The following is a 21598-nucleotide window of genomic DNA, read 5'->3' as shown; positions in this document are numbered from 1 at the left end:
GTATTTGATCTTATGGCTCAATCATCAAACTGTTCAAGAAAGGCTGCAGAAGGCATAAAGTACAGGGCGCCGGTTTTCGCTTCGACAAAATCCAGCAATCGATCATAGTGACCATCTTCATCTGCGATGATCATCTGTCTCAGTGAGGTTTCGATAATTGAGGGATCTGCCGCGAAACCAACAAACATGGTGCCGTGTTCCATCGCATTGCCGTATGGGCGATTCTGACGAAGCATTTTGATCTCCTCTCCGTCAATCTCTACCTTACTTTTGGCATTGTGTGCCCAGGCGGGTTTGGCATCGTCATCCAGCTCAACGTTATCCATCTTGGTACGACCCACCACTTGCTCCTGATATTCAGTGGTTTGCCTGTCCCACAACTCCTGACGGTCGGTATAACGCTGAACATGGAGATAGCTGCCGCCCTGATGGATATCTATGTCATCAGCGACCAGCACAGCTTCCGTTCTTTCATCACCCACAGGGTTTTCAGTGCCATCGACAAAATCGATCATGTCGCGATTGTCCAGATACTTATAGCCCTGAATATCTTCGGTTAATAAGGCAAAATTGCTAAACGCCTTGCGCAGGTATTTAGCTGCCTGGAAATTGAGATCAATACGCTCTGACTTCACCATGATAAAGATATCACCCGGTGTAGAGGGGAAGTGGCGTTCGCCGTTGCGCATTTCCGGAAACGGATGCAGATGAGCCGGTGCTGTCTGGTCAGGGAACAGTTGCTTCCAGGCCGATGATGAGAAACCTATGCTGATCTCTAGTCCTGCGGAGGGATCTTTCTGATTGATAGACTTTTCTATGCCGCCCAATGCCCCCAGCGCATCTGCAATATGTTCATCGCCTGATGAATCCGGGGTCAGACAGAAAGTGAGATACTCCACATGGGAGCTTGGATTGGAGAGCACGCCTGGCTGAGCCAGAGTGGAAAGCTGCGTCATAGAAGGATCCCCTGGTCTGGTGTGATTATCCGGTTCAGATATTCAGCAAAAATCTGAACCGGAGATTAATTCACTTACTATAACCAAGCTGGGGCGCAATAACAGTTTGTAAAACTATATTAAGCTGGGATAAAGATTAAGGTCATGATTTAGTTTGGTAATTAACCATGGCTAATAGAGGGAGCCCCTTGGTTATCAAAGTCTGATGCCGCGACCTCCAGCATCGCCTTGGTTAATTGACTGAGTTGCTCACTGCTGATGGTATAAGGCGGCATAATATAGATGTAGTTGCCAAAGGGTCTTATCCACACGCCTTTATCGACAAAGGCTTTCTGCATTACCGCAGTGTTAACCGCCTGGTGAAGTTCGATTACCCCAACCGCGCCCAGCACTCTGACCTCTTTGACCGCATCGAATGCCTTGGCTGCAGCCAATTCCTGTTTCAGTTGAGCCTCAATGGATCCCACCTGGCTTTGCCAATTACCCGTTTCAATCAGGGTCATACTGGCATGAGCTGCCGCACAGGCCAGTGGGTTGCCCATAAATGTCGGACCATGCATAAATACACCAGCAGGTGAGCGACTTATACCCTCGGCAACTTCATCACTGCACATGGTGACCGCCAGACTGATATAACCACCGGTCAGGGCTTTACCCAGGCAGATCAAATCCGGCTCAATGCCAGCATGTTCACAGGCGAAAAGTTTACCTGTACGGCCAAAGCCAGTAGCAATTTCGTCGGCAATCAAGAGCACGTCAAACTCATCGCACAGGGCTCTGGCATAGGCCAGATACTCTGGGGAGTAGAAGTTCATCGCCCCAGCGCCCTGCATCACAGGCTCAAGGATCAGGGCGGCAATTTCCTGATGTTTCTCCGTAAATACTGAACGCAGTGCCTGTTTATCGGCATCAGACAGTGGTGTGTCGAATCCGTATTGAGGTGCGGCAGCAAATAATCTGGGGGTGACAGAGTTGCCGAACATGGTGTGCATTCCACCTTCGGGGTCGCATACGCTCATGGCCGCAAAGGTGTCACCGTGATAGCCATTTTTGATTGTCAGTATCTGCTGCTTTTGTGGTTTGTCCCGTCCCTGCCAATACTGCAGCGCCATTTTCATCGCCACTTCAACGGCAACAGAGCCTGAATCGGCATAAAACACTTTCGTGAGTCTGGCGGGAGTCATATTGACCAGCTTCTTCGCCAGCTCCACTGCAGGGGCATGGGTAATGCCGCCAAACATGACATGGCTCAGGGTGCTTAACTGTGCCTGCATGGCATCAAGGATGGCAGGGTGACCATAACCATGAATACAAGACCACCAGGAGCCGGTGCCATCGATCAATACCCGTCCATCCTCTAACGTCAGCTCACATCCCTTGGCTGAGGCAACGCCGTAAACAGGCAGAGAGTGCAGCATAGAGGTATAGGGGTGCCAGATATGTTGCTGGTCAAACTGGTAATCGATCTTAGCCTTGCTGTTCATTATTCCACCATTGGTAAACTTGGTTGGCGCGATTGAGTTGACAGCTTAAGGGGTAAAGTTATGCTAGGCAAGATACTAACTGATTGAAATGCGGGATTAGCAGTGATGACACAGAGTGAGCTGCGCCATGATTGGCGCCGGGAAGAGATTGAGGCCCTGTTTGCCTTGCCTATGAATGATCTTCTGTTCAGGGCCCACACTATTCACAGGGAACATTTCGACCCTAACGAAGTGCAGATTAGTCGACTGCTGTCTATCAAAACAGGTGCCTGCCCGGAAGACTGTAAGTATTGCCCGCAAAGTGCAAGGTATGACACGGGTCTTGAAAAAGAACGTTTGATGGAGATGGAACTGGTGATCAACGAGGCTCGCAGTGCCAAAGCTGCAGGAGCCAGCCGTTTCTGTATGGGCGCTGCCTGGCGTAACCCCAAAGAGAAGGATATGCCTTACCTGACCAATATGGTGCGTGAGGTGAAGTCTCTGGGGATGGAAACCTGTATGACTCTGGGCATGCTGTCGCCGGATCAGGCAAGCCGATTGGCTGATGCCGGATTGGATTACTACAACCATAACCTGGACACTTCGCCGGAGTTTTATGGTGACATTATTACCACCCGAACCTATCAGGATCGTCTGGATACTCTGAGTAACGTACGTGCTGCCGGAATGAAGGTTTGTAGTGGGGGCATTGTGGGTATGGGAGAAACCCAAACCGACCGTGCAGGCTTACTGCAGCAACTGGCCAATATGGAAAAACATCCGGACTCTGTGCCTATCAACATGCTGGTGAAGGTTGCCGGGACGCCGTTGGCTGAGCAGGACGATCTGGACCCATTGGAGTTTGTGCGTACTATCGCCGTTGCCAGAATCATGATGCCACTGTCCAGGGTGCGACTGTCCGCCGGCCGGGAAAAGATGGCAGATGAGATGCAGGCAATGTGCTTCTTCGCCGGTGCCAACTCCATCTTCTATGGTTGCAAGCTGCTGACGACACCAAACCCTGAAGAAAACGATGATATGCAGCTGTTTGGCCGTCTTGGTCTGAAGCCTGAGCAGGGGGTCGCCACTGACCCAACTCAGGATGAAGCTATGCTGGAGAAAGCCGCTGCCCGCCGCGATAAGGCTGAGAGCCTGTTTTATGATGCATCGGCGGTGTAATTGAACCCACTGGAATCCAAACTGAGCGCCGAATTGGAGGCGCTCAAATCCCGTGGGCTGTTACGCCAGCGTCGAATTCACTGTGAGACACTGATTGATTTCGCCGGGAATGATTACCTTGGACTGGCAGCGGTCAACGCTGGCGGTCAATCAGACAACAAAACTCCTGTTGGCAGTGGTGCCTCTCCGCTGGTCAGTGGTTACAGCACACAGCATCAAGAACTTGAGAGAGCGCTTTGCCAACGAACCGGACATGAAGCTGCGTTACTTTTCTGCTCCGGCTTCAGTGCCAATCAGGCGTTAATGACCAGCCTGTTTAATGCTCAGGACAGGGTGCTGGCGGACAAGCTGGTTCATGCCTCGATTATTGATGGTCTGCGTCAATCCGGTTCGGACTTTCGACGCTTCAGGCACAATGATCTTGCCAGTGCGCGAACTCTGGCTGTCAAGCAATCGCCGTTGGCGCTGATTACTGAAAGCGTGTTCAGCATGGATGGAGACTGCGCGCCCCTGACTGAACTGAAAGCCCTGTGTGACCAGCACAATGCCTGGCTGATTGTTGATGACGCCCATGGCTTCGGCGTTCCCAAGGGGGCGCAAGCCGACTGCAACAGTAAGCTGGCAGATGTGCAACTGGTCACTTTTGGCAAAGCCCTTGGGTGTCAGGGGGCAGCGCTGCTGGGAAGCCAATTGTTTGTGGATTATATGGTGGCTACCTGCAGGCACTATATCTACTCTACTTCACTGTCGCCTCAGGCAGCCGTCACCGCGCTGACTGCGCTGAAAAAAACAGATGAGCCTCAATTAGGCAACAAGCTGGCTGATAATATCGCTTCGTTTACACGTTTGGCCGCAGAGTTGTCGCTGCCACTGATGGCCTCTTCAACACCCATTCAACCACTGCTGGTGGGGGATAACCACAGAGTGCTGGAGTTGGCAGAGCTGTTGAAACAATCTGGCTTTCTGGTTGGAGCGATTCGCCCACCAACTGTACCAGCAGGCAGTGCCAGACTTCGTATTACTCTGAGTGCCCATCACACAGATGAGCAGATCTCGGCGCTGACAGCGACCCTGAGTCGATTGATTAACCCGTTAAACCGGGCTTGAGAGAGTGTTGTTTGAGAGTTGTAAATCAGACTGATAATCAAATAGTGTCGGGCAACCACAGTCAGGAAGTTGCCCATAGATTTTCCATGGCTGCCAACAGCTACGACAGGCACAATGTGCTGCAGCGTGAAACCGCATCGCGGCTTCTTACCTCCCTGTCTGAGTGTCACACATTGTTGGATATCGGAGCCGGGCCGGGAACAGATTTACCGCTGGCCACTAATGTGCTGGCAGTCGATATCGCGCCGGGTATGCTGCGCCGACTCAGGCAACACTATCCAAATTACCAAACCTTATGCGCAGATGCTCAAAACCTGCCTCTGGCTGAACAGTGCTGTGACAGCATCTATTCCAACCTGGCGTTGCAGTGGTGCCCGGATTTAAGTGCTGCACTGGCTGAAATCCACCGTGTGTTGAAACCCGGGGCTGAATGCCATGTGTCGCTGGTAGTCGATGGCAGTTTGCCGCAGCTTGGCCAATTGGGGCTCAGGTGTAATGCATTTCCCTCTGCAGCAGAGGTTCAGGCTGTTTTACGCGCCTTGCCCTGGCAGCAGTTAAGTGTCGAAACCAGCCAATATCGCTTCTATTTTGACAGTTTGAAGCCTTTGCTGATGTCGGTAAAAGGGGTAGGAGCCAGTGCAAGGTTCTCAAATAAAGACGAATTAATTGAAACGGATAGAGAAAAGTCACATAGTGTTGCCGATAATTTGAAGCCTGCAGGTCTTAAAGGCAAAGCCTACTGGCAGACTTTGGTCAACGCTGCTGAAGCGCTGCGTGAGTCCGGGGGAATTCCCTTGAGTTATCAGATCTTATTCATCCACGCTCGCAAGTGAGAAACTCAGATGATCTATTTCGTAACCGGCACAGATACTGATTGTGGCAAGACACTGGTGTCTTCCGCCCTGTTGCACAGAGCCGGTGCAATTCAGGCCGATGGCCATCAGCCCAGAACTCTGGGGCTGAAACCCGTGGCGTCCGGTTGCCAGGTAACTGAAGAGGGCCTGCGTAACTCGGATGCGCTGATGTTGATGTCGGCATCTACGTTGCAACCTTCCTACCGCATGATTAATCCCTTTGCGTTTGAGCCAGCAATTGCCCCTCATATTGCAGCGGCCTCTCAGGGGGTGGATATCAGCCCTGAATCTCTGATGTCTTCCATGGATTTAACTCAGATGTCCCGGGCTGATTTCTGCCTGATAGAAGGTGCCGGTGGTTGGCGATTGCCACTGGGACAGGGCAGGTACATGTCTGAACTGGTGCAGTATCTGTCTGTCCCTGTGATCATGGTGGTGGGGATGAAGTTAGGTTGTCTCAACCATGCGGTATTGACCATGGAAGCGATCAAGGCTGACGGTTTGGAACTGGTGGGTTGGGTCGCCAACCGGGTTGACCCGAATATGGCCAACTATCAGGAGAACCTGGATTCCCTCAAAGCTCTGATTGAAGCTCCTATGCTGGGTGAAGTTCCTTATCTGCCTGAGGTGTCTCCGCAGCTGGCGGCTAATTTCATCTCACTGCCTAAAAAGCCCCGTAAAGCGATGGAATAGGCAAAGCAGTTGTGTATTGATGTCAAAAAATCCCGGAGCCTACTCCGGGATTTTCACATTACAGGTATTGAGAAAGGTCACTGTGCGCCGGGATTGCCTGCTCCTGAATCTCACCTTTAAACAGGAATGCTTCTTTTTCACCGACCAGACTCAAAGTGTCGCCGCGACGCCACAGGGCACTGCCTTCCTGAATGCCGATGATGGGTGTCTGCGGGTCAACACAGGTGAACTCTTTCAGTCGCTGGGCCCGGGTCTCGCCGTTGTGGCCTGGCAATACAAAGTTAGTGTAGTGGGGGTTTAGCTGAAATGGCAGAATCCCCAGTGCATTGAAAGATGCCGGTTCAATAATCGGCATATCATTGGTGGTTCGGATAGACAGTCCGGTGATGTTTGAACCCGCGCTCCAACCAATGTAGGCCATACCCTGTTGCACTCTCGTTTTGATGGTTTCAATCAGGTTCAGACGATACAGCTCATGTAACAGATGAAAGGTGTTGCCACCGCCAACCATGACTCCCTCTGCCTGATTAATTGCTGCCACAGGATCGTCAAACTCGTGGATTCCCCGGATCTCAATATCAAGGCTGGCCAGACCCGTTTGAACCTTTTGCAGATACTCGTCATAGCTGACCGTCACTCCGGCATAAGGGATGAAAACCCAGTGACGGGCATCCCTGGTCATTGGCTGGATAAAGGGCAGGGTGTGAGCGAGGTAAGGGGTATCACCTTCTTTGGATGCACTCAGCATCAGAGCATTTATTGTCATGGTAATTATCTTTTGTTTTAAGGGCTTGGTTGTGAGTATGGTAACAAACTCATGTCCGCTGTAACACTTACTTACCCCTGAGCCCTGATCCTTAAGTTTGGATTAATAAATTCTTCCTAGACTGCCTGCATTGTCACAATTTCACCTTGGCTGTGCTTGAAAAAAGCAACCACAGTCCCAATTTCCTGGTTCGATGAAGTCGGCACCAAGTGCCATATTAGGAGCAGTAATGAAACGTGTTTTTCTATTGATTGTCACCAACCTGGCAGTTTTGCTGGTGGCGTCAATTGTAATGTCCCTGCTGGGTGTTAATACCAAAACCATGGGCGGCCTGTTGGTGTTCGCCGCGATTTTCGGTTTTTCAGGGTCCTTTATCTCTCTGGCGATGTCCAAGTGGATGGCCAAGAAGACCATGGGCTTGATGGTTATCGAGCATCCTCAGGATGGCCAGCAGCGTTGGCTGGTTGATACTGTTGCCCGTCAGGCTCAGATGGCGGGTATCGCTATGCCGGAAGTGGCGATTTATGACTCTCCGGAGATGAACGCTTTTGCCACGGGCCCAAGCAAAAACAACTCTCTGGTCGCCGTCAGCACAGGCCTGCTTTACGGCATGAGCCCGGATGAAGTCGAAGCTGTACTGGCGCACGAAGTGAGCCACGTTGCCAATGGTGACATGGTAACCCTGACGCTGATCCAGGGCGTGGTGAATACCTTTGTCATTTTTGCTGCCCGTGTTGTTGCTGAGGCGATCGACACCTTCGTATCAAGCAATGATGAAGAGGGTGAAGGTTTGGGCATGTTTGCCTATATGGCGGTGGTATTCGTACTGGATATGCTGTTCGGTATTCTGGCCTCTATGATCGTGGCTTACTTCTCCCGTATCCGTGAGTACCGTGCCGACGAAGGCGGTGCACGTCTGGCCGGTAAAGAGAAGATGATTGCTGCACTTGAACGTCTGCGTTATGGCCCTGAAACCGGTGCAATGCCAGCTTCAATGTCGGCTTTTGGTATCAATGGCAAGCGCTCCATGGCTGAACTGCTGATGAGCCATCCTCCGCTGGAGAAGCGTATCGAATCGCTGCGCAATCACTAAAACAAGTTGTGATAAACGTAAAGGGAAGCTCAGGCTTCCCTTTATTTTGTAACTTGTACGGCCAGTCGTTGCCTTTGTTGTTGCAATGTGAAACTTGTATGTAAGTGCTTGTTTGTATGAGGTGGCGCACATTTTTCAGCATGTCGAAAAGTTAAAATCGTGATGTTTGGAATGTTTGATACAGATCCGCTGTGGATCTTTGGTATCACCTGAAATGTGATTATCCGGCCAGGTACAGAGAGTCGCCAACAATAAGAGCTTTCGACCGGTCAGGTTGCCTTGGAGAATATAAAGTGAGCAAATTCCTGTTGAGTGCACTGTTCGGTGCTGCTGTTGCCCTGTCTTCTTCTGCTTTCGCTGCAGATCAGACTCTGGCTGAATTCCACGCTGACATGGGTGGCTGTGAAAGCTGTCACGCTGACGGCGCTTCTGCTTCTGCTGATGGTGCTTTTGAATTTGAGCAGTGCCAGTCTTGCCACGGCTCTCTGGCTGAGATGGACGACAAGCACAAAGCTCACGATGGTATGATGATGTGTCAGGATTGCCACGTGACTCACGAAATGAACGTAGGCCAAAAGCCTACCTGTGACGCTTGCCACGATGACGGCCGTCAATAATCAGCTCTGATTGCTGATAAACCAATTTCAGAAACGTCGGCTTATGCCGACGTTTTTTTATGATTGATTACCTGTCTTCATCGACAGCTTTCCCTTCAATTGGTTTATACCCGGAAAACATCGCGGATATTACCCCTCTTTGATGTCGACACTCAGTGTGTATTGCGCCAGCGATATGCAGCACCATAAGAAGCATCAACACCCAGAAACCCCATAAGTGTATTCTCCCTGTCCACTTCTTATAGGGGGCCAGACTCGCCTGTTTCTCAGGATTAACACCTTTATCCTGATAGGGCTCAATTTGATCTGGCAAGGTGTCAGGCATCGCCAGATAGCTCTGGATAGCAGAGCCAAAAGGTGGGTAATAGATATCCGTTCCTGCCCGAAATAGCCCTGTACCAGCCATCACAATCAAGAGGATAAAGAGTACGGCAACCATAGTCTTACCCAGGGGGTTATGGCCAAGGTATTGAGGGGGCGAATCTTTGAATTTCAGGTAGTGACTTATCTCGCGCACAGATATCAGCGGAGAATAAAGTGGTGTTAATTTTGCAGAAGATGAGCCGACAAAACTCCAAATCAGTCTTAAGGTCAGATTAATGGCGAAGATGTAACCTACCGCCGAATGAATCTCCTTCAGGCCAATTTTGGGAGCCAGGCCGGAGATGCCAAGTTCAGATTTATAGAGCATCACCAGTCCCAATATAGTGAGGATGAATATGGTGAGCAGGTTTATCCAATGGAATAGCCGGGTAGGAAGATCCCAGGCTTTCAGGTAACGAATATTTGCTGTTTGGCTGGTTTTCGTGGCCATAGGTAAGTCCTCATTTGGGGCCTTCCGATTGCCCGTTGGCGCTGATATTACTCGAAATAACTAGTCTAAACCCTGGGTAAAAAAATTATATCTTCCTAATGCATTGATAATGTGTGTTTTTAGGTGGTTTTTTAGGGCTCTTATTAGCCGTTATCGCCTAATTCTTTATGATTAAATTGTTATGATATTGTAATGGTGTCATTGTTCTATTAACATGAAATTCCGGTGCTGCCCACCCAAGGCAACCAAACCGGTATTGAACAAATTGGATTTGGTGATTGATAGTGACAGGGAGAGTACATCATGTTCAAAGTTATCCGCTGGATGTTGATATCCAGATCAAGACTTCTGGCAGAACTGCTGGACAGCCGTTGGCCCCAGGAATTTTTGGTAAAGCTAACACTGACTGAACCGGAAAAGGTGTCTGAACACCTGTTGATGGAACAGACTTTGGTCGTTATCGATCTGGCGACGGTGGATTTACAAAAGGCCTATCAGCTGCAGCGTCAAATCGAACGCTTACCAGCTTCCATCCGTACCGTATTTGTCCAGTATCCCCGTAAGGTGGATGCTAAATTCCTGATTAATCCCAGCGTGACAGCCGGTGCTTTTTACATCGATGACAGCCTCGAATTTATTAGCCATGGATTAGGCGACATAATGAACGGCCGTTATCATATTCCCGGTGAATTGCTGAAGACAGTTGGCGATGATGAGATGGGTGGCGATGATGCGGATAACCTGACTATACGTGAGCGTGAGGTGCTTCAGGCACTTTTGTCAGGTTCAACCAATCAGGATATTGCCAGACAGCTGTTTGTCAGCGAAAGTACCATTAAAACTCATTTGTATCGTGCGTTCCGCAAGATTGGCGTGTCAAGCCGTGGTCAGGCGATAGCCTGGGCACAAACTCATCTTCATGAGGTTCAGGTGTAACTCTGTGAACCGATGACAAATAAAGAGGGCGCTTCGGCGCCCTTTTTGATGGTCTTGTGGTGGCTATTTCAGCCAGGTGTTAGCCTTACTCTCATCCTCAAGTTCAAGCACTACGGTATCCGCGACGGCTTCTTCAATCGGGAGCATTCCCAGCATCAATTCGTCGCGACGCAGCCACACCAGTTCGATTTGTTGTCCCGCTTGATATTGCTGCAGGAATTTATCCAATGCGGCGGTTGCTTTCAGGCCGTCGGCGGCAATCAGCAGGTCGCCGGCGCTCAGGCCAGCTCGCATAGCCGGTGAGCCTTCCGCCACTGTAACTACCTTCACACCCACAGCTTCTGCTCTATATTTGGCACCAAAGCCTATGTTCAGAGCTTCGCCTTCGCCACCGGTATCTGTATTGCCGGCGCTGGAGCGCAGTGACATTTTGACTCCAAATTTTGCCAGCATCTCAGGCAGGGGCAGGTCATCGGTAGAGTCCAGCCAGGCAAACAGGTCATCACACTCACGACCAAGGAGTCTTGCGACCAATTGCTGGTGGCTGAGATCGCCTGTTCCTATACCTGTTTGACCATGTTCCTGCCAAAGCAGACGCATCAGATCGTCAAGGGAGTGCTTACCCAGAGTTTCATGACGCAAAGTTAAATCCAACAGCAGGGCGAACAGTGCTCCCTTGGTGTAGTAGGAGACAATGGCATTCTGGGCATTTTCATCCTGTTTATAGAACTTGGTCCAGGCATTGAAACTGGAATCAGTCAGAGACTGTTTGGTTCTGCCACTGCCGCGGTATACCCGGGTCATCAACTCCGCCAACATCTGCAGATAGGCTTGGGTATCTACACGACCTGACTTGAGCGTCAGCAGATCATCATAGTAGGAGGTAATGCCTTCATACGCCCAAAGCTGTCGGGTGTAGCTTTCAGCTTCCAACTCGTAAGGGACAAAGCGGGCTGGCTTGATACGTTTGACGTTCCAGTTGTGGAAATACTCATGACTGCATAGTGACAGATAAGTCCGGTAGCCTTTGTCGACACCTTGCTGCTCAGATGTTGGCAGATCATTTCGGCCACACATAAGCGCGGTTGACGCTCTGTGCTCCAGGCCGCCAAAACCCTCGTCCAGCACCGCCGTCATAAACAGGTATCTGTCAAAGGGAGCTGGTTCACCGAATAACTTAATTTGATACTCGCATATCGCTTTGAGATCCCGGCACAGGCGGGGCAGGCAGGTATGGTGACGTCCTACCAGCACGATATCATGTCGTACGCCGCAGGCCTCAAAGCTGGAATGAGTGAAACATCCCATCTCCACCGGATGATCGATAAGCTCATCATAGTCGGCGGCGTAAAAGTCACCGAATCCCCAGTCATCGCCACTGGCACGTTTTAGGGTTGTCGCCAGTTTCCAGTCGCTCAGAGCTGCTGATGCCGGAGGTATGACGGTAACTCTGTGCTCACTGTTTTCCTGTCCGCGGGCGGCCAGAAATACGCTGGAGCCATTAAAGAATCCACGGCGACTGTCCAGAAACGCAGTGCGCACCGACAGGTCCCAGGCATAGACCTGATAATGTAGTTCAACTGTCTGACCATCAGTCAGTAACTGCCAGGTTTGCTTATCCAGCTGAGTGACAGCAACCGGGTTGCCATGCCCGTCGACGGCTTTCAATCCTATAATATTTTTGGCGAAATCCCGTACCATATAACTGCCGGGTAACCAGGAGGGTAACCAGACCTGCTGGCTTTGCGCCGGTTGTTCAATTGTCATCACCACATCAAACAGGTGAGCATGTGGATTGGATGGCGTAATCTGGTATTTGATCATGGATGATTTTATCTGGGTTGACCTGTCGCTCATGCTGCCAAATTTGCATGGCGGGAGCAATGAATTCCGGATACAAGGTATTGAATTACAGATATACTGACGCCATTTACTGTTATCTGGGCCAATGGTCCCAGTAGATAGATGACATATAGATACAGGAGCAATGACTGATGGCCGAAGAGACGATTTTCAGCAAGATCATTCGCCGGGAAATTCCCGCTGACATTCTTTACCAGGATGACCTGGTAACGGCTTTTCGTGATATCTCACCCCAGGCACCTACTCATGTTCTGATTATTCCCAATCATTTGATCCCGACGGTCAATGATGTGAAAGCCTCCGATGAGAAAGCGCTGGGACGCCTGTTTACCGTGGCAGCCAAGCTGGCCGAAGAAGCGGGTATTGCAGAAGATGGTTACCGCCTGATTATGAACTGCAATAAACATGGTGGTCAGGAGGTGTATCATATTCATATGCATCTGGTTGGCGGACAGGCGCTGGGACCTATGCTCAGTAAGAGTGTATAATCGAGACAATCGGGGTAAGTCAGCTTACCCCTTTTTATTGGCGGACATTAAAGCGGGAGGCTTATGAAGTTCCTTTCCAGACGGCTGGTAATGCCGGAAGACCTTAACTACGCGAAAACCCTGTTCGGTGGCCGTGCCCTCGAATGGATTGATGAAGAAGCGGCAATCTATGTGATCTGTCAGCTGGGCACCAAGTACATAGTCACCAAGCATATCGGCGCGATCTCTTTCGAGAATGCGGCGACAGAGGGGGATGTGGTTGAGTTTGGCCTGACAACCAAAGCGGTTGGCCGTACCTCGATTACTGTATCCTGCTTGCTGCGCAACAAGTTTACCGGCAACACCATCTGCTCTGTGGATGAAATGGTGTTTGTGAAGGTAAACCCCGAAACCCGCCTGCCAGAGCCCCACGGTAAAACGCTGGATGATTTGGCTGAAGAGACTAAAGAGTCTCTGCGCAAGTTGAATATTGGTGTATAGAGACTTGCTGGGGTAGTCTGGGGATTCTTGGACAGAAAGGAGATCTTGCTATGACTCGCAGTTTGCTGATTGTGTCACTTGTTGTTTTGCTGCTGGGTGGCTGCGCCCATAATACTGCCGGTGTCACCATAGACTCCCGCGGGCAGGTAACAGTGGATGGCAGTGCGCTGGAGAATAAACTGACCCTGTCTGACGCCAGAGGGAAAGTTATAGGGCGATTCTTGCGGGCCTCTGCACTGATCACCAATGATAAGACCAGCAACCTGAATGTTCAGTACAAGTTTACCTGGTACGATGCCGAAGGCTTTGTGGTGGAAGATGATGCCAGCGCCTGGATCCCACTGCAGCTCTATGGAGAAGCCCGTCAGCAAGTGCAGGGCGTAGCCCCCAATGAGACAGTGACAGGTTTTGCCCTGACTGTCCGACCTGTGTACTCCGAGTGATCCTAATTTAATGCCTTACTAAAGCCTCAACTTCAGTTGGGGCTTTTTTTCAACTGTCTGTAAATTTGTTCATTAACAGATGTAATCAGGTTAATTGCATGTATAATTGGCGCCGCCAAGGGGTGTCCGGGATCAAACTTTTTGATTTTCGGACTGAGATGTCAATGACGAACCCTTCGAACCTGATCCGGCTTATACCGGCGTAGGAATGGGCTGACAATGTGCATTAACCACGCTTTTTTGCAATGCCGGATCTCAAACTGGAATTGAGGTCCTATGAAAAATAATAAGTATTCTGTGCTGTCTGCGGCCATTGCGACTGCACTCTCTTTCCCGGCCTTTGCCGCTGACTCCTCCGAAGAACGCCAGCCAATGGAAACCCTGATGGTTACCGCAGATTTCCGCGCCACGGAAATCGACAAAGTACCTGCCAGTATCAGTGTTATCGGCAAGCAGCAGCTTGAAGATGACGGCGGCGAAAACTTTCAGGATATTCTCAACGCTATTCCCAATATCAACTGGTCAGGTGGCAGTTCCCGCGCCCGCTATTTCCAAATTCGTGGTGTTGGCGATCAGGAAGAGTATGAAGGTGCACCTAACTCCTCAGTGGGCTTCTTTGTTGACGATATTGACCTGTCAGGTCTTGGCATGGCCTCCAACCTGTTCGACATCGACCAGGTAGAAGTACTGCGGGGCCCACAGAGTACGCTGTTTGGCGGTAATGCCCTGGCTGGTGCGATTTACCTGAAAAGTGCTGAGCCAACTGCAGCTACCGAAGCCGGTGTTGAAGTTTCAGTTGGCACTGACGATCTGCTGACCATAGGGGCGTACGCCGGTGGCAGCATGAATGCCGACGACACTTTGTTGGGCAGAATTTCGGTTCAAAGCCATCAACAGAATGGCTTTATGGATAACCAATACCTGGGTCGTGACGACACCAATGCCAGAGATGAAGTATCCGCCAAAGCCAAGCTGCGTTGGTACGCCACCGATAAGTTACAGGCCGATCTGACCTTGATTCACGGCGACTTTGACAATGGCTATGACGCCTGGTCGCTGGACAGTAACGGTGAGAATACCTACACAGATCGCCCCGGCAAAGATACCCAAACCACCAATGGTGCTGGGTTAAGCCTGAGCTGGGAGGCCCACAAAGCCTTTAATGTAGAGACTATCACCAGCTTTGCTGATACCGAGCAGCGCCATGCCTATGATGGTGACTGGTCCAATCCCGAATACTGGGCAGGTTTTGAATGTCCTATCTATGATGACAATTGGAATCACATAGGTGACGCGCCTTGTGTCTATGACTACTGGTGGGACAAAACCGCCGAGCGTCAGAACTTCAGTCAGGATGTGCGTTTGCTGAGTACCGAAGATGGTCGACTGTTTAACGGAACCACTGACTGGCTGGTCGGCCTGTATTACAACCGCCTGAGTGAAGATAACTCTAGGTATATAGAAGATCGATATGCTGATGAATTACCTAGAAAAAGAAAGCTCTATAGTGACTATTCCGCTGATAAAGTGTCAGCCTTTGGTCAATTGGACACTTATATTGGTAACTTCCATTATTCATTGGGAGTTAGGGTCGAGTCATGGTCTGCCGATTATTTCTCGGACGGGACAGATAGTGAAAAGCTTGGAGAAGATTTTTCTGAGTCTCACTCACATGATGAAACACTTTGGGGGGGGCATATCTCGGTAAGCTATGCATTAGATGCTGACCAACAAATCTATGCAAAAATTTCCAGAGGGTATAAGGCTGGAGGCTTTAACACAGATGTTGATACAAAAACTTATCCCGAACTGTCGCAGTATCTCGCTTATGACCCAGAGACTTTGTACAACTACGAAATTGGCCATTCCGCGAGTTTGCTAGATGGCGATTTGACAACTAGGGTGGCGGCTTTCTTTATGGACAGAGACGATCAGCAAGTGGATGCGTCTATCCAAGAAGGAGAAGGCAGTGAGTCTCCTGGAGACTTTATTCTTTATACAGCGAACGCGACCAGCTCAACTAACTATGGACTAGAGGCTAGCGCTAGTTATTACCTCACCCAGAATTTGGAGTTTTATGGTTCTGTTGGTTTGTTGAAAGCAACCTATGATAGCTACATTATCGAAGTTAAAGAGGATGTATTTCTTGATCTCTCCGGGCGTGAACTGGCCCATGCGCCTAGCTATAACTATCAGCTGGGTGCCACCTGGCGCGGTGATACCGGCTTCTTTGCCAATATGAACCTGTCCGGTATGGACAGCTTCTACTATTCCGACAGTAATGACTTCGTGTCCGATGATTATCACCTGCTGAATCTGCGTCTGGGGTATGAAGCCGATAACTGGTCTGTATATCTGTGGGGACGCAACCTTACCGATGAGGAGTATGGTGTGCGTGGCTTCTTCTTTGGCAATGAGCCAAACAAGGATTGGGCAGATCAGCAGTATGTACGTTATGGCGATCCGCGCCAGTTGGGGATTACCTTCAGATACGATTATTTTTGATAAGTAAAAGCAGGGCGCGGGTATTACCTGCGCCCACTCCTGTTAAGCAGTAAGGATGTCAATATGAAATTAACCGCTGAAATCAGCATGTATCCACTGGCAGATGAGTATCTTGAGCCTATTCAGTGGTTTATCAAGCGCCTGGACTCCTATCCCAATATTAAGCGGGTGACCAATGCCATGGCGACTCAGGTTCAGGGTGACTATGGCGATGTGATGGCTATGTTGGCGACAGAGATGCAGGCTGCCCATGAGAAATTCGGCAAGGCTGTATTTGTATGTAAGTTTATCGGTCGTGAACTCGACCTGAGCCATAGTGAGTAAGCTATGACCCTGGAGTGGCAAGCGCTGCCGGCGTCTTTTGTGCAGGCAATGACAGAGATGCAGGCGATGACTGCGTGGGAGGGCGTCGCAGTCTTTCTGGCCGTGGCTTATCTTTTGTTGGCGATGAAGGAGAACATCTGGTGTTGGGCGGCGGCCTTCATCAGTACCGCGATTTATACTGTGCTTTTCTGGAAAGTCTCCTTGCTGATGGAGTCTGTACTGAATGTCTATTATATGGCGATGGCGGTATATGGATACTGGATGTGGACCCGTGGTGCCAAGGGGGCAGATAAGGGAATTGCGCTGGTTTCCTGGTCTTGGCAGCGCCATCTGATACTTATTGGCATCACCTCTGTGGTGTCTTTGGCTGTCGGTTGGTTTATGGCCAACTATACCCATGCATCATTCGCCTATCTGGACGCTGCCACCACCTGTTTTGCTGTCATGACTACCTTTTTGGTTGCCCGCAAGGTGGTGGAAAACTGGCTTTACTGGGTAGTGATTGATCTGGTGTCAATCTACCTCTATCTCCACAAAGGGCTGATGCTGACCTCTATGCTGTTTGTGCTCTATGTAGGTATGGCAACAGCTGGCTACTTTATGTGGCGACGTGACTGGCGCAATATGCAAACCGCACAGGTGACCTCTTGACTTTGGCGGAACTGTTTCCAACCCATACCGGCCTGGCGGAGTTTTGCGCCAGTGCCGGTTTTTTTTCTGACACCCGGGTGAGCCGGCTCAGTGGCGGATTGTCCAACAATAATTATCTGCTGGCTGAGACGAGAGTACTGAGAGTTAACCGCAATCTGGATGGCCTGGGCAGCGGCAGAGTCAATGAGATAAAAGCCTGGGAAACAGCCGCCGGGAAAGAGCTGGCTCCTGCGCTGTATGACGTCAGCAAGGGTTATGAGTATTACCTGAGCCAATATCTGCGTGATGGATGTCCCGATAAGCAGGGGATGCAGCAGATAAGTTCGAAGCAATTGAGCAGTGCCTTGCTTGAGTCCTGCGGCGATAGGTTTAAAGAGCAGAGCATTTCCTCCCATATGCACGCCCTGCTGGAGCTTATGTTGGGTTTGGGACGTCTGCCTTTACCTGAATATCGAATAGATGCCTCAAAACAGTGGCACACTTATCAGCAGGCTCTGCTGGACGTGAGGAGATCAGCGACAGCACCATTGTGCAGGGCTATCGATACATTGCTTGTCAGACAGGTCCAGGTTTCTGACTGGATTACCAGTATGGAGTCGGCTCAGACAGGATTGGAGATATTCTGTCACCGGGACCTGAACCCATTAAACCTGCTTAGGGCTGATGACAGACTCATGGCGATTGATTTTGAGTATGCCTGTCAGTCTGGGCCACTGAATGAACTGGCAACAGTCCTCGCTACTCACAAGCTGAATCATGATGAAGTGTGTTGGTTATGTCATCATTATCTGAACGGGATAGGCTTGGTTGACTGGAAGCCCCAGCAGGTGCTGGCATCAGTCAACACCTATTGGGTATTCAGTTGCTGCTGGGCTTTACTTCAGAGTGCAGCACAGGGCGACAGCACTCTGCCTTGGTTTGAGGAGTTTTATCAATTACTTCCTAATATTGGTTCGCCCGTCTAATTGCAAATGACACCTCCTGTGTCATTATCAAATATGCCTGTCTGCTGTTTCTCCTGATGATGACTTTGGAGATAGGCAGGAGTGAATTGTTTGAAATAAATTCTCAGGGTTTCAGGTCTGTATAGCCAGAAATCGAACAGAGAAAACTAATCATTCACCAAGAGGCTCATTGATGATTGCACTTGTACAAAAACTGCTGGACGGCCTGACTAAATTTGATGGACTTGCCCCTCTCGCCATTCGAATCTATCTTGCCCCTGTTTTGATGCAGGCGGGTTATAACAAGCTATCCAACTTTGAAGATACCGCGGCCTGGTTTGGGAATCCCGACTGGGGACTTGGCTTACCTATGCCTGAGGTGATGACAGCGCTTGCTGCCGGTACCGAATTCTTTGGCGCCATTTTGCTGCTGGTGGGATTGGCGACCCGGCTGGTGGCAATCCCCATGATGGTAACCATGTTAGTGGCCGCGTTTGCTGTGCACTGGCAGAATGGTTGGCTGGCAATTGCTGATCCCTCCTCCTGGCTGGCCAATGAGCAGGTGATTGCTTCTGCCGATAAACTCAGTCGTGCCAAAGAGATTCTGGGGGAATACGGCAACTACGATTGGTTGACCAGTTCGGGTAACTTTGTGGTGCTCAACAATGGTATCGAGTTTGCCATCACCTATTTTGTTATGTTGCTGGTGCTGTTTATGTTCGGTGGTGGCCGTTACACGAGCATCGACTACTTCCTGAGCCGTAAATACCTCAAATAAGCTCATGAGCTGACAGTTTAAAAACCTACCTTTTTGGTGGGTTTTTTTGTTTCGGTCTGTGGTAAGGTATTGGCAAATAAAAACATATAGGGAGAGTTTTAGTGCAAGCACTGGAGTTATTACTTACCCGTCAATCCTGCCCACGATTGCAGGCCCCGGGCCCGAATGCTGAGCAGTTACAAACCATATTGGATGCCGGTGCCAGAGCGCCAGATCATGGTGCGCTGCAGCCCTGGGAGTTTATTATTGCTCAGGACGAAGGACTGCAAAAGCTGGCGGATATCTTTAAAGCGTCTGCCGTTGCTGCCCATGCCGATGAAACAAAAATAGAGAAGGCAGCCAACTTGCCGTTTCGCGCCCCCATGGTGATTACTGTCGTGGCCAAATGTCAGCCACACCCCAAAGTGCCTGAATTGGAGCAGCAACTGGCGGCGGGTTGTGCTGTAATGGCTATGCAGCAGGCAGCGTTTGCTCAGGGGCTCGGGGGGATTTGGCGCAGCGGCGACTATGCTTTTTGTCGCCATGTTCACACAGCGCTTGGCCTGGCAGAGCAGGATCAAATAGTAGGCTTTTTATATGTGGGAACACCAGCCGTCAATGCACCCATTAAACCACTAAAGTCCGGGGAATCCTTCAGCCGATATCTCTAAAGTGAAAAAGGGCCTGTGGCCCTTTTTCTGTTTATGCGCTTTTATTGAGGCCAGTTCCTACATCCAGGTGTTCGAACCAGTCTAGGAATTGAGCGACCTGCTTACCCTGAAAAATCCGTCCATGTTGCGGGCAGAGGTATTCAATATCCAGCTGCCGGACTCTGGCAATCCAGTCATTTTTGGCGGCATTGGAGGGCATCCAGCGTTGGTGAAAAAAGCGCATCTTCTGAGTGTGAGCGTCAAAGTCTTCTACAAATATGTCTGCTTCCGGGCCCTCCAGTGCAGCCCCTACATCTCCTGACATCAACACTTTGGCGGCCGGGTCGTAGACGTGATAGTTACCCGAAGAGTGCAGATAGTGGGCAGGAATAAATTTCAGTTCAACCTGCTCAAGGTTAATGCTCATCCCTTCATCGGGTATAGCTTCGTAACTGATATTGTCCATCCCAAAATGGCGGATAAAGCCTTCCCACATCCAGGCTGAATAGAGTTTGGCATCCGGCAGCGTCTGATCCCAGAGTCCAAGGGAGGAGATAATGTCCGGGTCCTGGTGGGAGGCAAACAGGTGGGTCAGCTGCTCCAGAGGAATCATTTTGACGATATTTGCCAGCATAGGGGCGAACAGTTCAATACCGCCCGGATCCATCAATAGCGCCTTATTTGAGGTTACTACCATGTACTGGTTGGTATCGATAATTTTATTGGGTTTTTCAGGATCTCTCCCAAAGAAGACCCATTTGTGAGTTGGGGTTTCAATCAGCTGGTGGCATTTCATCAGGCGGCTTCCTTCTCTTCAGTTTGGGTAAACAGAGTGACAGCGGTATCCACCCGCTGACGAATAGCCTCTGCAACTTCATCGACCTTGTCAGCAACACCGATAAAGGTGTCCTGGTTTTGCTTATCTACCCGGCAGGCTTCGATGCGGCACACTGAAGCCAATGCATTGGCTGTTCTCAGTGTCTTCTTCAGATCATCAAGGTTGGATTGGATCTGCTCTATCATGCCGTTGAACTCGCTGCGCTGGCTGTGAAACTTCTCTCTGGTTTGTTCCTCGGCGCGTTTCATGGCAGGTTGGGCGGTATGGAGCCCCAGCTTTTGCCTGGCATGGGCAAACTGTTTCAATGCCATTTGGGAGCGGGCAATATAGGTGGAGAGGGTACTGGCCTGACGGGCCAGATAGTTGATATCTCTGGCGGCCTTTTGGGTTTCACTGGCCAACTCGTCGATAAAATGGGTCAACACCTTAAATCCCATTGCAGCATTACCAATCCGGGTTGATGCCGCCTGTGCATTGCTGGCGGTAAGGTTGATTTTGCGGCAGCTTGCCAGGGTTTTATTCAGTTCGGCGGCGACCTGGGCCACGATGACATAATAGGGGCGTTTTTGGGGCGGCTGAGCAGTCATAGTAAACACTCCGTGTAAGACTTCTGGAAAGTATAGTCCCTATGTGCTGTTATGCTGGTTAAGCTACTAAATTAATTAATACTTATGATGATTCAAACTGAAAGACTGACCCTAAGCCATTTGGATGAAACCGATGCAGATTTTATGTTGGCACTGCTCAACAGTCAGGGGTTTCTCAGCTATATAGGTGACAGAGGTGTGCGCACACAGCAGCAGGCTGTCGAATATATCCTGGATGGGCCGGTGAAAAGTTATCGGGAAAATGGCTTTGGCATGTATCGGGTTCAGTTGAAGGCTACTGGCGACATTGTCGGACTGTGTGGCCTGGTGAAACGGCCGCAACTTGAGCATGTGGATATAGGGTACGCTCTGCTGCCAGAATATTTTGGACAGGGTTATGCCATTGAAGCCTGTGTTGCCGTGATGCAGGAAGCCAAAGAGAAAAATATCCACCCGGTTGTTGCTATCGTCGACAGTAACAATGGTCCCTCCATCTCGCTACTGAAAAAGCTGGGGCTGCGCTTTCACTCTACTATCAAACTCTCTCCAGACGACTCTTCCGTAGACCTTTACCGCTGAAGATAAATTTT

The 21598-nt window shown here is 50.1% G+C and carries 24 protein-coding genes and 1 riboswitch; of the genes, 17 read left to right on the top strand and 7 right to left on the bottom strand.

Annotated features, from left to right (window positions below):
- Positions 1–17: 17 nt before the first annotated feature.
- Together ACFOE0_RS08590 and bioA are read right to left on the bottom strand one after the other, a co-directional pair.
- On the bottom strand, positions 18–956 hold the full coding sequence (locus ACFOE0_RS08590; RefSeq protein ID WP_248937643.1) for a Dyp-type peroxidase: 939 nt from the start codon (positions 954–956) through the stop codon (positions 18–20).
- A 161-nt stretch (positions 957–1117) separates the two neighbouring features.
- Positions 1118–2440, bottom strand: a complete 1323-nt coding sequence (bioA, locus tag ACFOE0_RS08585) for an adenosylmethionine--8-amino-7-oxononanoate transaminase (protein WP_248937644.1) — start codon at positions 2438–2440, stop codon at positions 1118–1120.
- A 105-nt stretch (positions 2441–2545) separates the two neighbouring features.
- On the opposite strand from bioA, the gene bioB reads away from it, so the two are divergent.
- From bioB to bioD, 4 genes are read left to right on the top strand one after another with little or no spacing between them, the layout of a single operon-like run.
- The gene (bioB, locus tag ACFOE0_RS08580) at positions 2546–3598 is read left to right on the top strand and encodes a biotin synthase BioB (protein ID WP_248937645.1); all 1053 of its coding nucleotides are present in this window, start codon (positions 2546–2548) and stop codon (positions 3596–3598) included.
- Positions 3599–4705 (top strand): 8-amino-7-oxononanoate synthase, encoded by a 1107-nt coding sequence (locus ACFOE0_RS08575; protein ID WP_248937646.1) that lies wholly within the window; start codon positions 3599–3601, stop codon positions 4703–4705.
- An 11-nt stretch (positions 4706–4716) separates the two neighbouring features.
- Complete coding sequence (locus ACFOE0_RS08570) at positions 4717–5538, top strand: methyltransferase domain-containing protein (protein ID WP_248937647.1); 822 nt, start codon at positions 4717–4719, stop codon at positions 5536–5538.
- Positions 5539–5550: 12 nt separating this feature from the next.
- Positions 5551–6252, top strand: a complete 702-nt coding sequence (gene bioD, locus ACFOE0_RS08565; RefSeq protein WP_248937702.1) for a dethiobiotin synthase — start codon at positions 5551–5553, stop codon at positions 6250–6252.
- 58 nt (positions 6253–6310) lie between these two features.
- Here the strand turns inward: bioD and pepE are convergent, their stop codons facing one another.
- Positions 6311–7018: a dipeptidase PepE gene (gene pepE / locus ACFOE0_RS08560; RefSeq protein WP_248937648.1), complete on the bottom strand. Its 708-nt coding sequence runs from the start codon at positions 7016–7018 to the stop codon at positions 6311–6313.
- 229 nt (positions 7019–7247) lie between these two features.
- On the opposite strand from pepE, the gene htpX reads away from it, so the two are divergent.
- Together htpX and ACFOE0_RS08550 are read left to right on the top strand one after the other, a co-directional pair.
- Positions 7248–8111: a protease HtpX gene (gene htpX, locus ACFOE0_RS08555; RefSeq protein ID WP_248937649.1), complete on the top strand. Its 864-nt coding sequence runs from the start codon at positions 7248–7250 to the stop codon at positions 8109–8111.
- A gap of 293 nt (positions 8112–8404) precedes the next feature.
- Positions 8405–8728 carry a cytochrome c3 family protein gene (locus ACFOE0_RS08550; protein WP_248937650.1) on the top strand — a complete coding sequence of 108 codons (324 nt, stop codon included), beginning with the start codon at positions 8405–8407 and terminating at the stop codon, positions 8726–8728.
- A 67-nt stretch (positions 8729–8795) separates the two neighbouring features.
- On the opposite strand, the gene ACFOE0_RS08545 is transcribed toward ACFOE0_RS08550, so the two are convergent.
- Positions 8796–9542 carry a cytochrome b/b6 domain-containing protein gene (locus ACFOE0_RS08545; RefSeq protein WP_248937651.1) on the bottom strand — a complete coding sequence of 249 codons (747 nt, stop codon included), beginning with the start codon at positions 9540–9542 and terminating at the stop codon, positions 8796–8798.
- Positions 9543–9845: 303 nt separating this feature from the next.
- Between ACFOE0_RS08545 and ACFOE0_RS08540 the strand changes: the two genes are divergently transcribed.
- Positions 9846–10478 (top strand): LuxR C-terminal-related transcriptional regulator, encoded by a 633-nt coding sequence (locus ACFOE0_RS08540; RefSeq protein WP_115138582.1) that lies wholly within the window; start codon positions 9846–9848, stop codon positions 10476–10478.
- Positions 10479–10541: 63 nt separating this feature from the next.
- Here the strand turns inward: ACFOE0_RS08540 and ACFOE0_RS08535 are convergent, their stop codons facing one another.
- The gene (locus ACFOE0_RS08535) at positions 10542–12302 is read right to left on the bottom strand and encodes a M61 family metallopeptidase (protein WP_248937703.1); all 1761 of its coding nucleotides are present in this window, start codon (positions 12300–12302) and stop codon (positions 10542–10544) included.
- Positions 12303–12472: 170 nt separating this feature from the next.
- Here ACFOE0_RS08535 and hinT point away from each other — a divergent pair, with 170 nt between their 5' ends.
- From hinT to ACFOE0_RS08490, 9 genes are all read left to right on the top strand, one after another.
- Positions 12473–12829, top strand: coding sequence for a purine nucleoside phosphoramidase (gene hinT, locus ACFOE0_RS08530; RefSeq protein ID WP_115138580.1), 357 nt, complete (start codon positions 12473–12475; stop codon positions 12827–12829).
- A gap of 63 nt (positions 12830–12892) precedes the next feature.
- Positions 12893–13309: an acyl-CoA thioesterase gene (locus ACFOE0_RS08525; RefSeq protein ID WP_115138579.1), complete on the top strand. Its 417-nt coding sequence runs from the start codon at positions 12893–12895 to the stop codon at positions 13307–13309.
- A 50-nt stretch (positions 13310–13359) separates the two neighbouring features.
- The gene (locus tag ACFOE0_RS08520; RefSeq protein WP_248937652.1) at positions 13360–13752 is read left to right on the top strand and encodes a YcfL family protein; all 393 of its coding nucleotides are present in this window, start codon (positions 13360–13362) and stop codon (positions 13750–13752) included.
- A gap of 108 nt (positions 13753–13860) precedes the next feature.
- Positions 13861–13978: riboswitch (TPP riboswitch) on the top strand.
- 50 nt (positions 13979–14028) lie between these two features.
- A complete protein-coding gene (locus tag ACFOE0_RS08515) occupies positions 14029–16257 on the top strand; it encodes a TonB-dependent receptor (protein ID WP_248937653.1) in 2229 nt (742 codons plus the stop codon).
- Between the two features lie 63 nt (positions 16258–16320).
- Positions 16321–16581, top strand: coding sequence for a hypothetical protein (locus ACFOE0_RS08510; protein ID WP_115138576.1), 261 nt, complete (start codon positions 16321–16323; stop codon positions 16579–16581).
- A 3-nt stretch (positions 16582–16584) separates the two neighbouring features.
- The gene (pnuC, locus tag ACFOE0_RS08505) at positions 16585–17232 is read left to right on the top strand and encodes a nicotinamide riboside transporter PnuC (protein ID WP_380711788.1); all 648 of its coding nucleotides are present in this window, start codon (positions 16585–16587) and stop codon (positions 17230–17232) included.
- Positions 17229–18197 (top strand): phosphotransferase, encoded by a 969-nt coding sequence (locus tag ACFOE0_RS08500; RefSeq protein WP_248937654.1) that lies wholly within the window; start codon positions 17229–17231, stop codon positions 18195–18197. Before pnuC ends, ACFOE0_RS08500 begins: the two co-directional genes overlap by 4 nt.
- Before the next feature lie 172 nt (positions 18198–18369).
- Positions 18370–18954, top strand: coding sequence for an HvfX family Cu-binding RiPP maturation protein (locus tag ACFOE0_RS08495; RefSeq protein WP_115138573.1), 585 nt, complete (start codon positions 18370–18372; stop codon positions 18952–18954).
- A gap of 101 nt (positions 18955–19055) precedes the next feature.
- The gene (locus ACFOE0_RS08490) at positions 19056–19604 is read left to right on the top strand and encodes an NAD(P)H nitroreductase (RefSeq protein ID WP_248937655.1); all 549 of its coding nucleotides are present in this window, start codon (positions 19056–19058) and stop codon (positions 19602–19604) included.
- Between the two features lie 31 nt (positions 19605–19635).
- Here ACFOE0_RS08490 and ACFOE0_RS08485 read toward each other — a convergent pair whose 3' ends face one another.
- Together ACFOE0_RS08485 and ACFOE0_RS08480 are read right to left on the bottom strand one after the other, a co-directional pair.
- Positions 19636–20379, bottom strand: coding sequence for an MBL fold metallo-hydrolase (locus ACFOE0_RS08485; protein WP_248937656.1), 744 nt, complete (start codon positions 20377–20379; stop codon positions 19636–19638).
- Complete coding sequence (locus ACFOE0_RS08480; RefSeq protein ID WP_248937657.1) at positions 20379–21008, bottom strand: chemotaxis protein; 630 nt, start codon at positions 21006–21008, stop codon at positions 20379–20381. Before ACFOE0_RS08480 ends, ACFOE0_RS08485 begins: the two co-directional genes overlap by 1 nt.
- Before the next feature lie 84 nt (positions 21009–21092).
- Here ACFOE0_RS08480 and ACFOE0_RS08475 point away from each other — a divergent pair, with 84 nt between their 5' ends.
- Positions 21093–21587: a GNAT family N-acetyltransferase gene (locus tag ACFOE0_RS08475; RefSeq protein WP_248937658.1), complete on the top strand. Its 495-nt coding sequence runs from the start codon at positions 21093–21095 to the stop codon at positions 21585–21587.
- Positions 21588–21598 lie beyond the last annotated feature (11 nt).

It is taken from the genome of Shewanella submarina (assembly GCF_042646185.1).
Classification (GTDB): Bacteria; Pseudomonadota; Gammaproteobacteria; order Enterobacterales; family Shewanellaceae; genus Shewanella; species Shewanella corallii.
This window is presented reverse-complemented; position numbering and strand designations above follow the sequence as displayed.

What these genes read in the sequence shown, in the direction of transcription:
- pnuC (WP_380711788.1), top strand. Translation starts at nt 16,585, where the DNA reads ATGACCCTGGAGTGGCAAGCGCTGCCGGCGTCTTTTGTGCAGGCAATG.
- ACFOE0_RS08515 (WP_248937653.1), top strand. Translation starts at nt 14,029, where the DNA reads ATGAAAAATAATAAGTATTCTGTGCTGTCTGCGGCCATTGCGACTGCA.
- ACFOE0_RS08590 (WP_248937643.1), bottom strand. Translation starts at nt 956, where the DNA reads ATGACGCAGCTTTCCACTCTGGCTCAGCCAGGCGTGCTCTCCAATCCA.
- ACFOE0_RS08485 (WP_248937656.1), bottom strand. Translation starts at nt 20,379, where the DNA reads ATGAAATGCCACCAGCTGATTGAAACCCCAACTCACAAATGGGTCTTC.
- hinT (WP_115138580.1), top strand. Translation starts at nt 12,473, where the DNA reads ATGGCCGAAGAGACGATTTTCAGCAAGATCATTCGCCGGGAAATTCCC.
- ACFOE0_RS08545 (WP_248937651.1), bottom strand. Translation starts at nt 9,542, where the DNA reads ATGGCCACGAAAACCAGCCAAACAGCAAATATTCGTTACCTGAAAGCC.
- bioA (WP_248937644.1), bottom strand. Translation starts at nt 2,440, where the DNA reads ATGAACAGCAAGGCTAAGATCGATTACCAGTTTGACCAGCAACATATC.
- ACFOE0_RS08475 (WP_248937658.1), top strand. Translation starts at nt 21,093, where the DNA reads ATGATGATTCAAACTGAAAGACTGACCCTAAGCCATTTGGATGAAACC.
- ACFOE0_RS08525 (WP_115138579.1), top strand. Translation starts at nt 12,893, where the DNA reads ATGAAGTTCCTTTCCAGACGGCTGGTAATGCCGGAAGACCTTAACTAC.
- bioB (WP_248937645.1), top strand. Translation starts at nt 2,546, where the DNA reads ATGACACAGAGTGAGCTGCGCCATGATTGGCGCCGGGAAGAGATTGAG.
- ACFOE0_RS08510 (WP_115138576.1), top strand. Translation starts at nt 16,321, where the DNA reads ATGAAATTAACCGCTGAAATCAGCATGTATCCACTGGCAGATGAGTAT.
- ACFOE0_RS08540 (WP_115138582.1), top strand. Translation starts at nt 9,846, where the DNA reads ATGTTCAAAGTTATCCGCTGGATGTTGATATCCAGATCAAGACTTCTG.
- ACFOE0_RS08520 (WP_248937652.1), top strand. Translation starts at nt 13,360, where the DNA reads ATGACTCGCAGTTTGCTGATTGTGTCACTTGTTGTTTTGCTGCTGGGT.
- ACFOE0_RS08535 (WP_248937703.1), bottom strand. Translation starts at nt 12,302, where the DNA reads ATGATCAAATACCAGATTACGCCATCCAATCCACATGCTCACCTGTTT.
- ACFOE0_RS08495 (WP_115138573.1), top strand. Translation starts at nt 18,370, where the DNA reads ATGATTGCACTTGTACAAAAACTGCTGGACGGCCTGACTAAATTTGAT.
- ACFOE0_RS08480 (WP_248937657.1), bottom strand. Translation starts at nt 21,008, where the DNA reads ATGACTGCTCAGCCGCCCCAAAAACGCCCCTATTATGTCATCGTGGCC.
- htpX (WP_248937649.1), top strand. Translation starts at nt 7,248, where the DNA reads ATGAAACGTGTTTTTCTATTGATTGTCACCAACCTGGCAGTTTTGCTG.
- pepE (WP_248937648.1), bottom strand. Translation starts at nt 7,018, where the DNA reads ATGACAATAAATGCTCTGATGCTGAGTGCATCCAAAGAAGGTGATACC.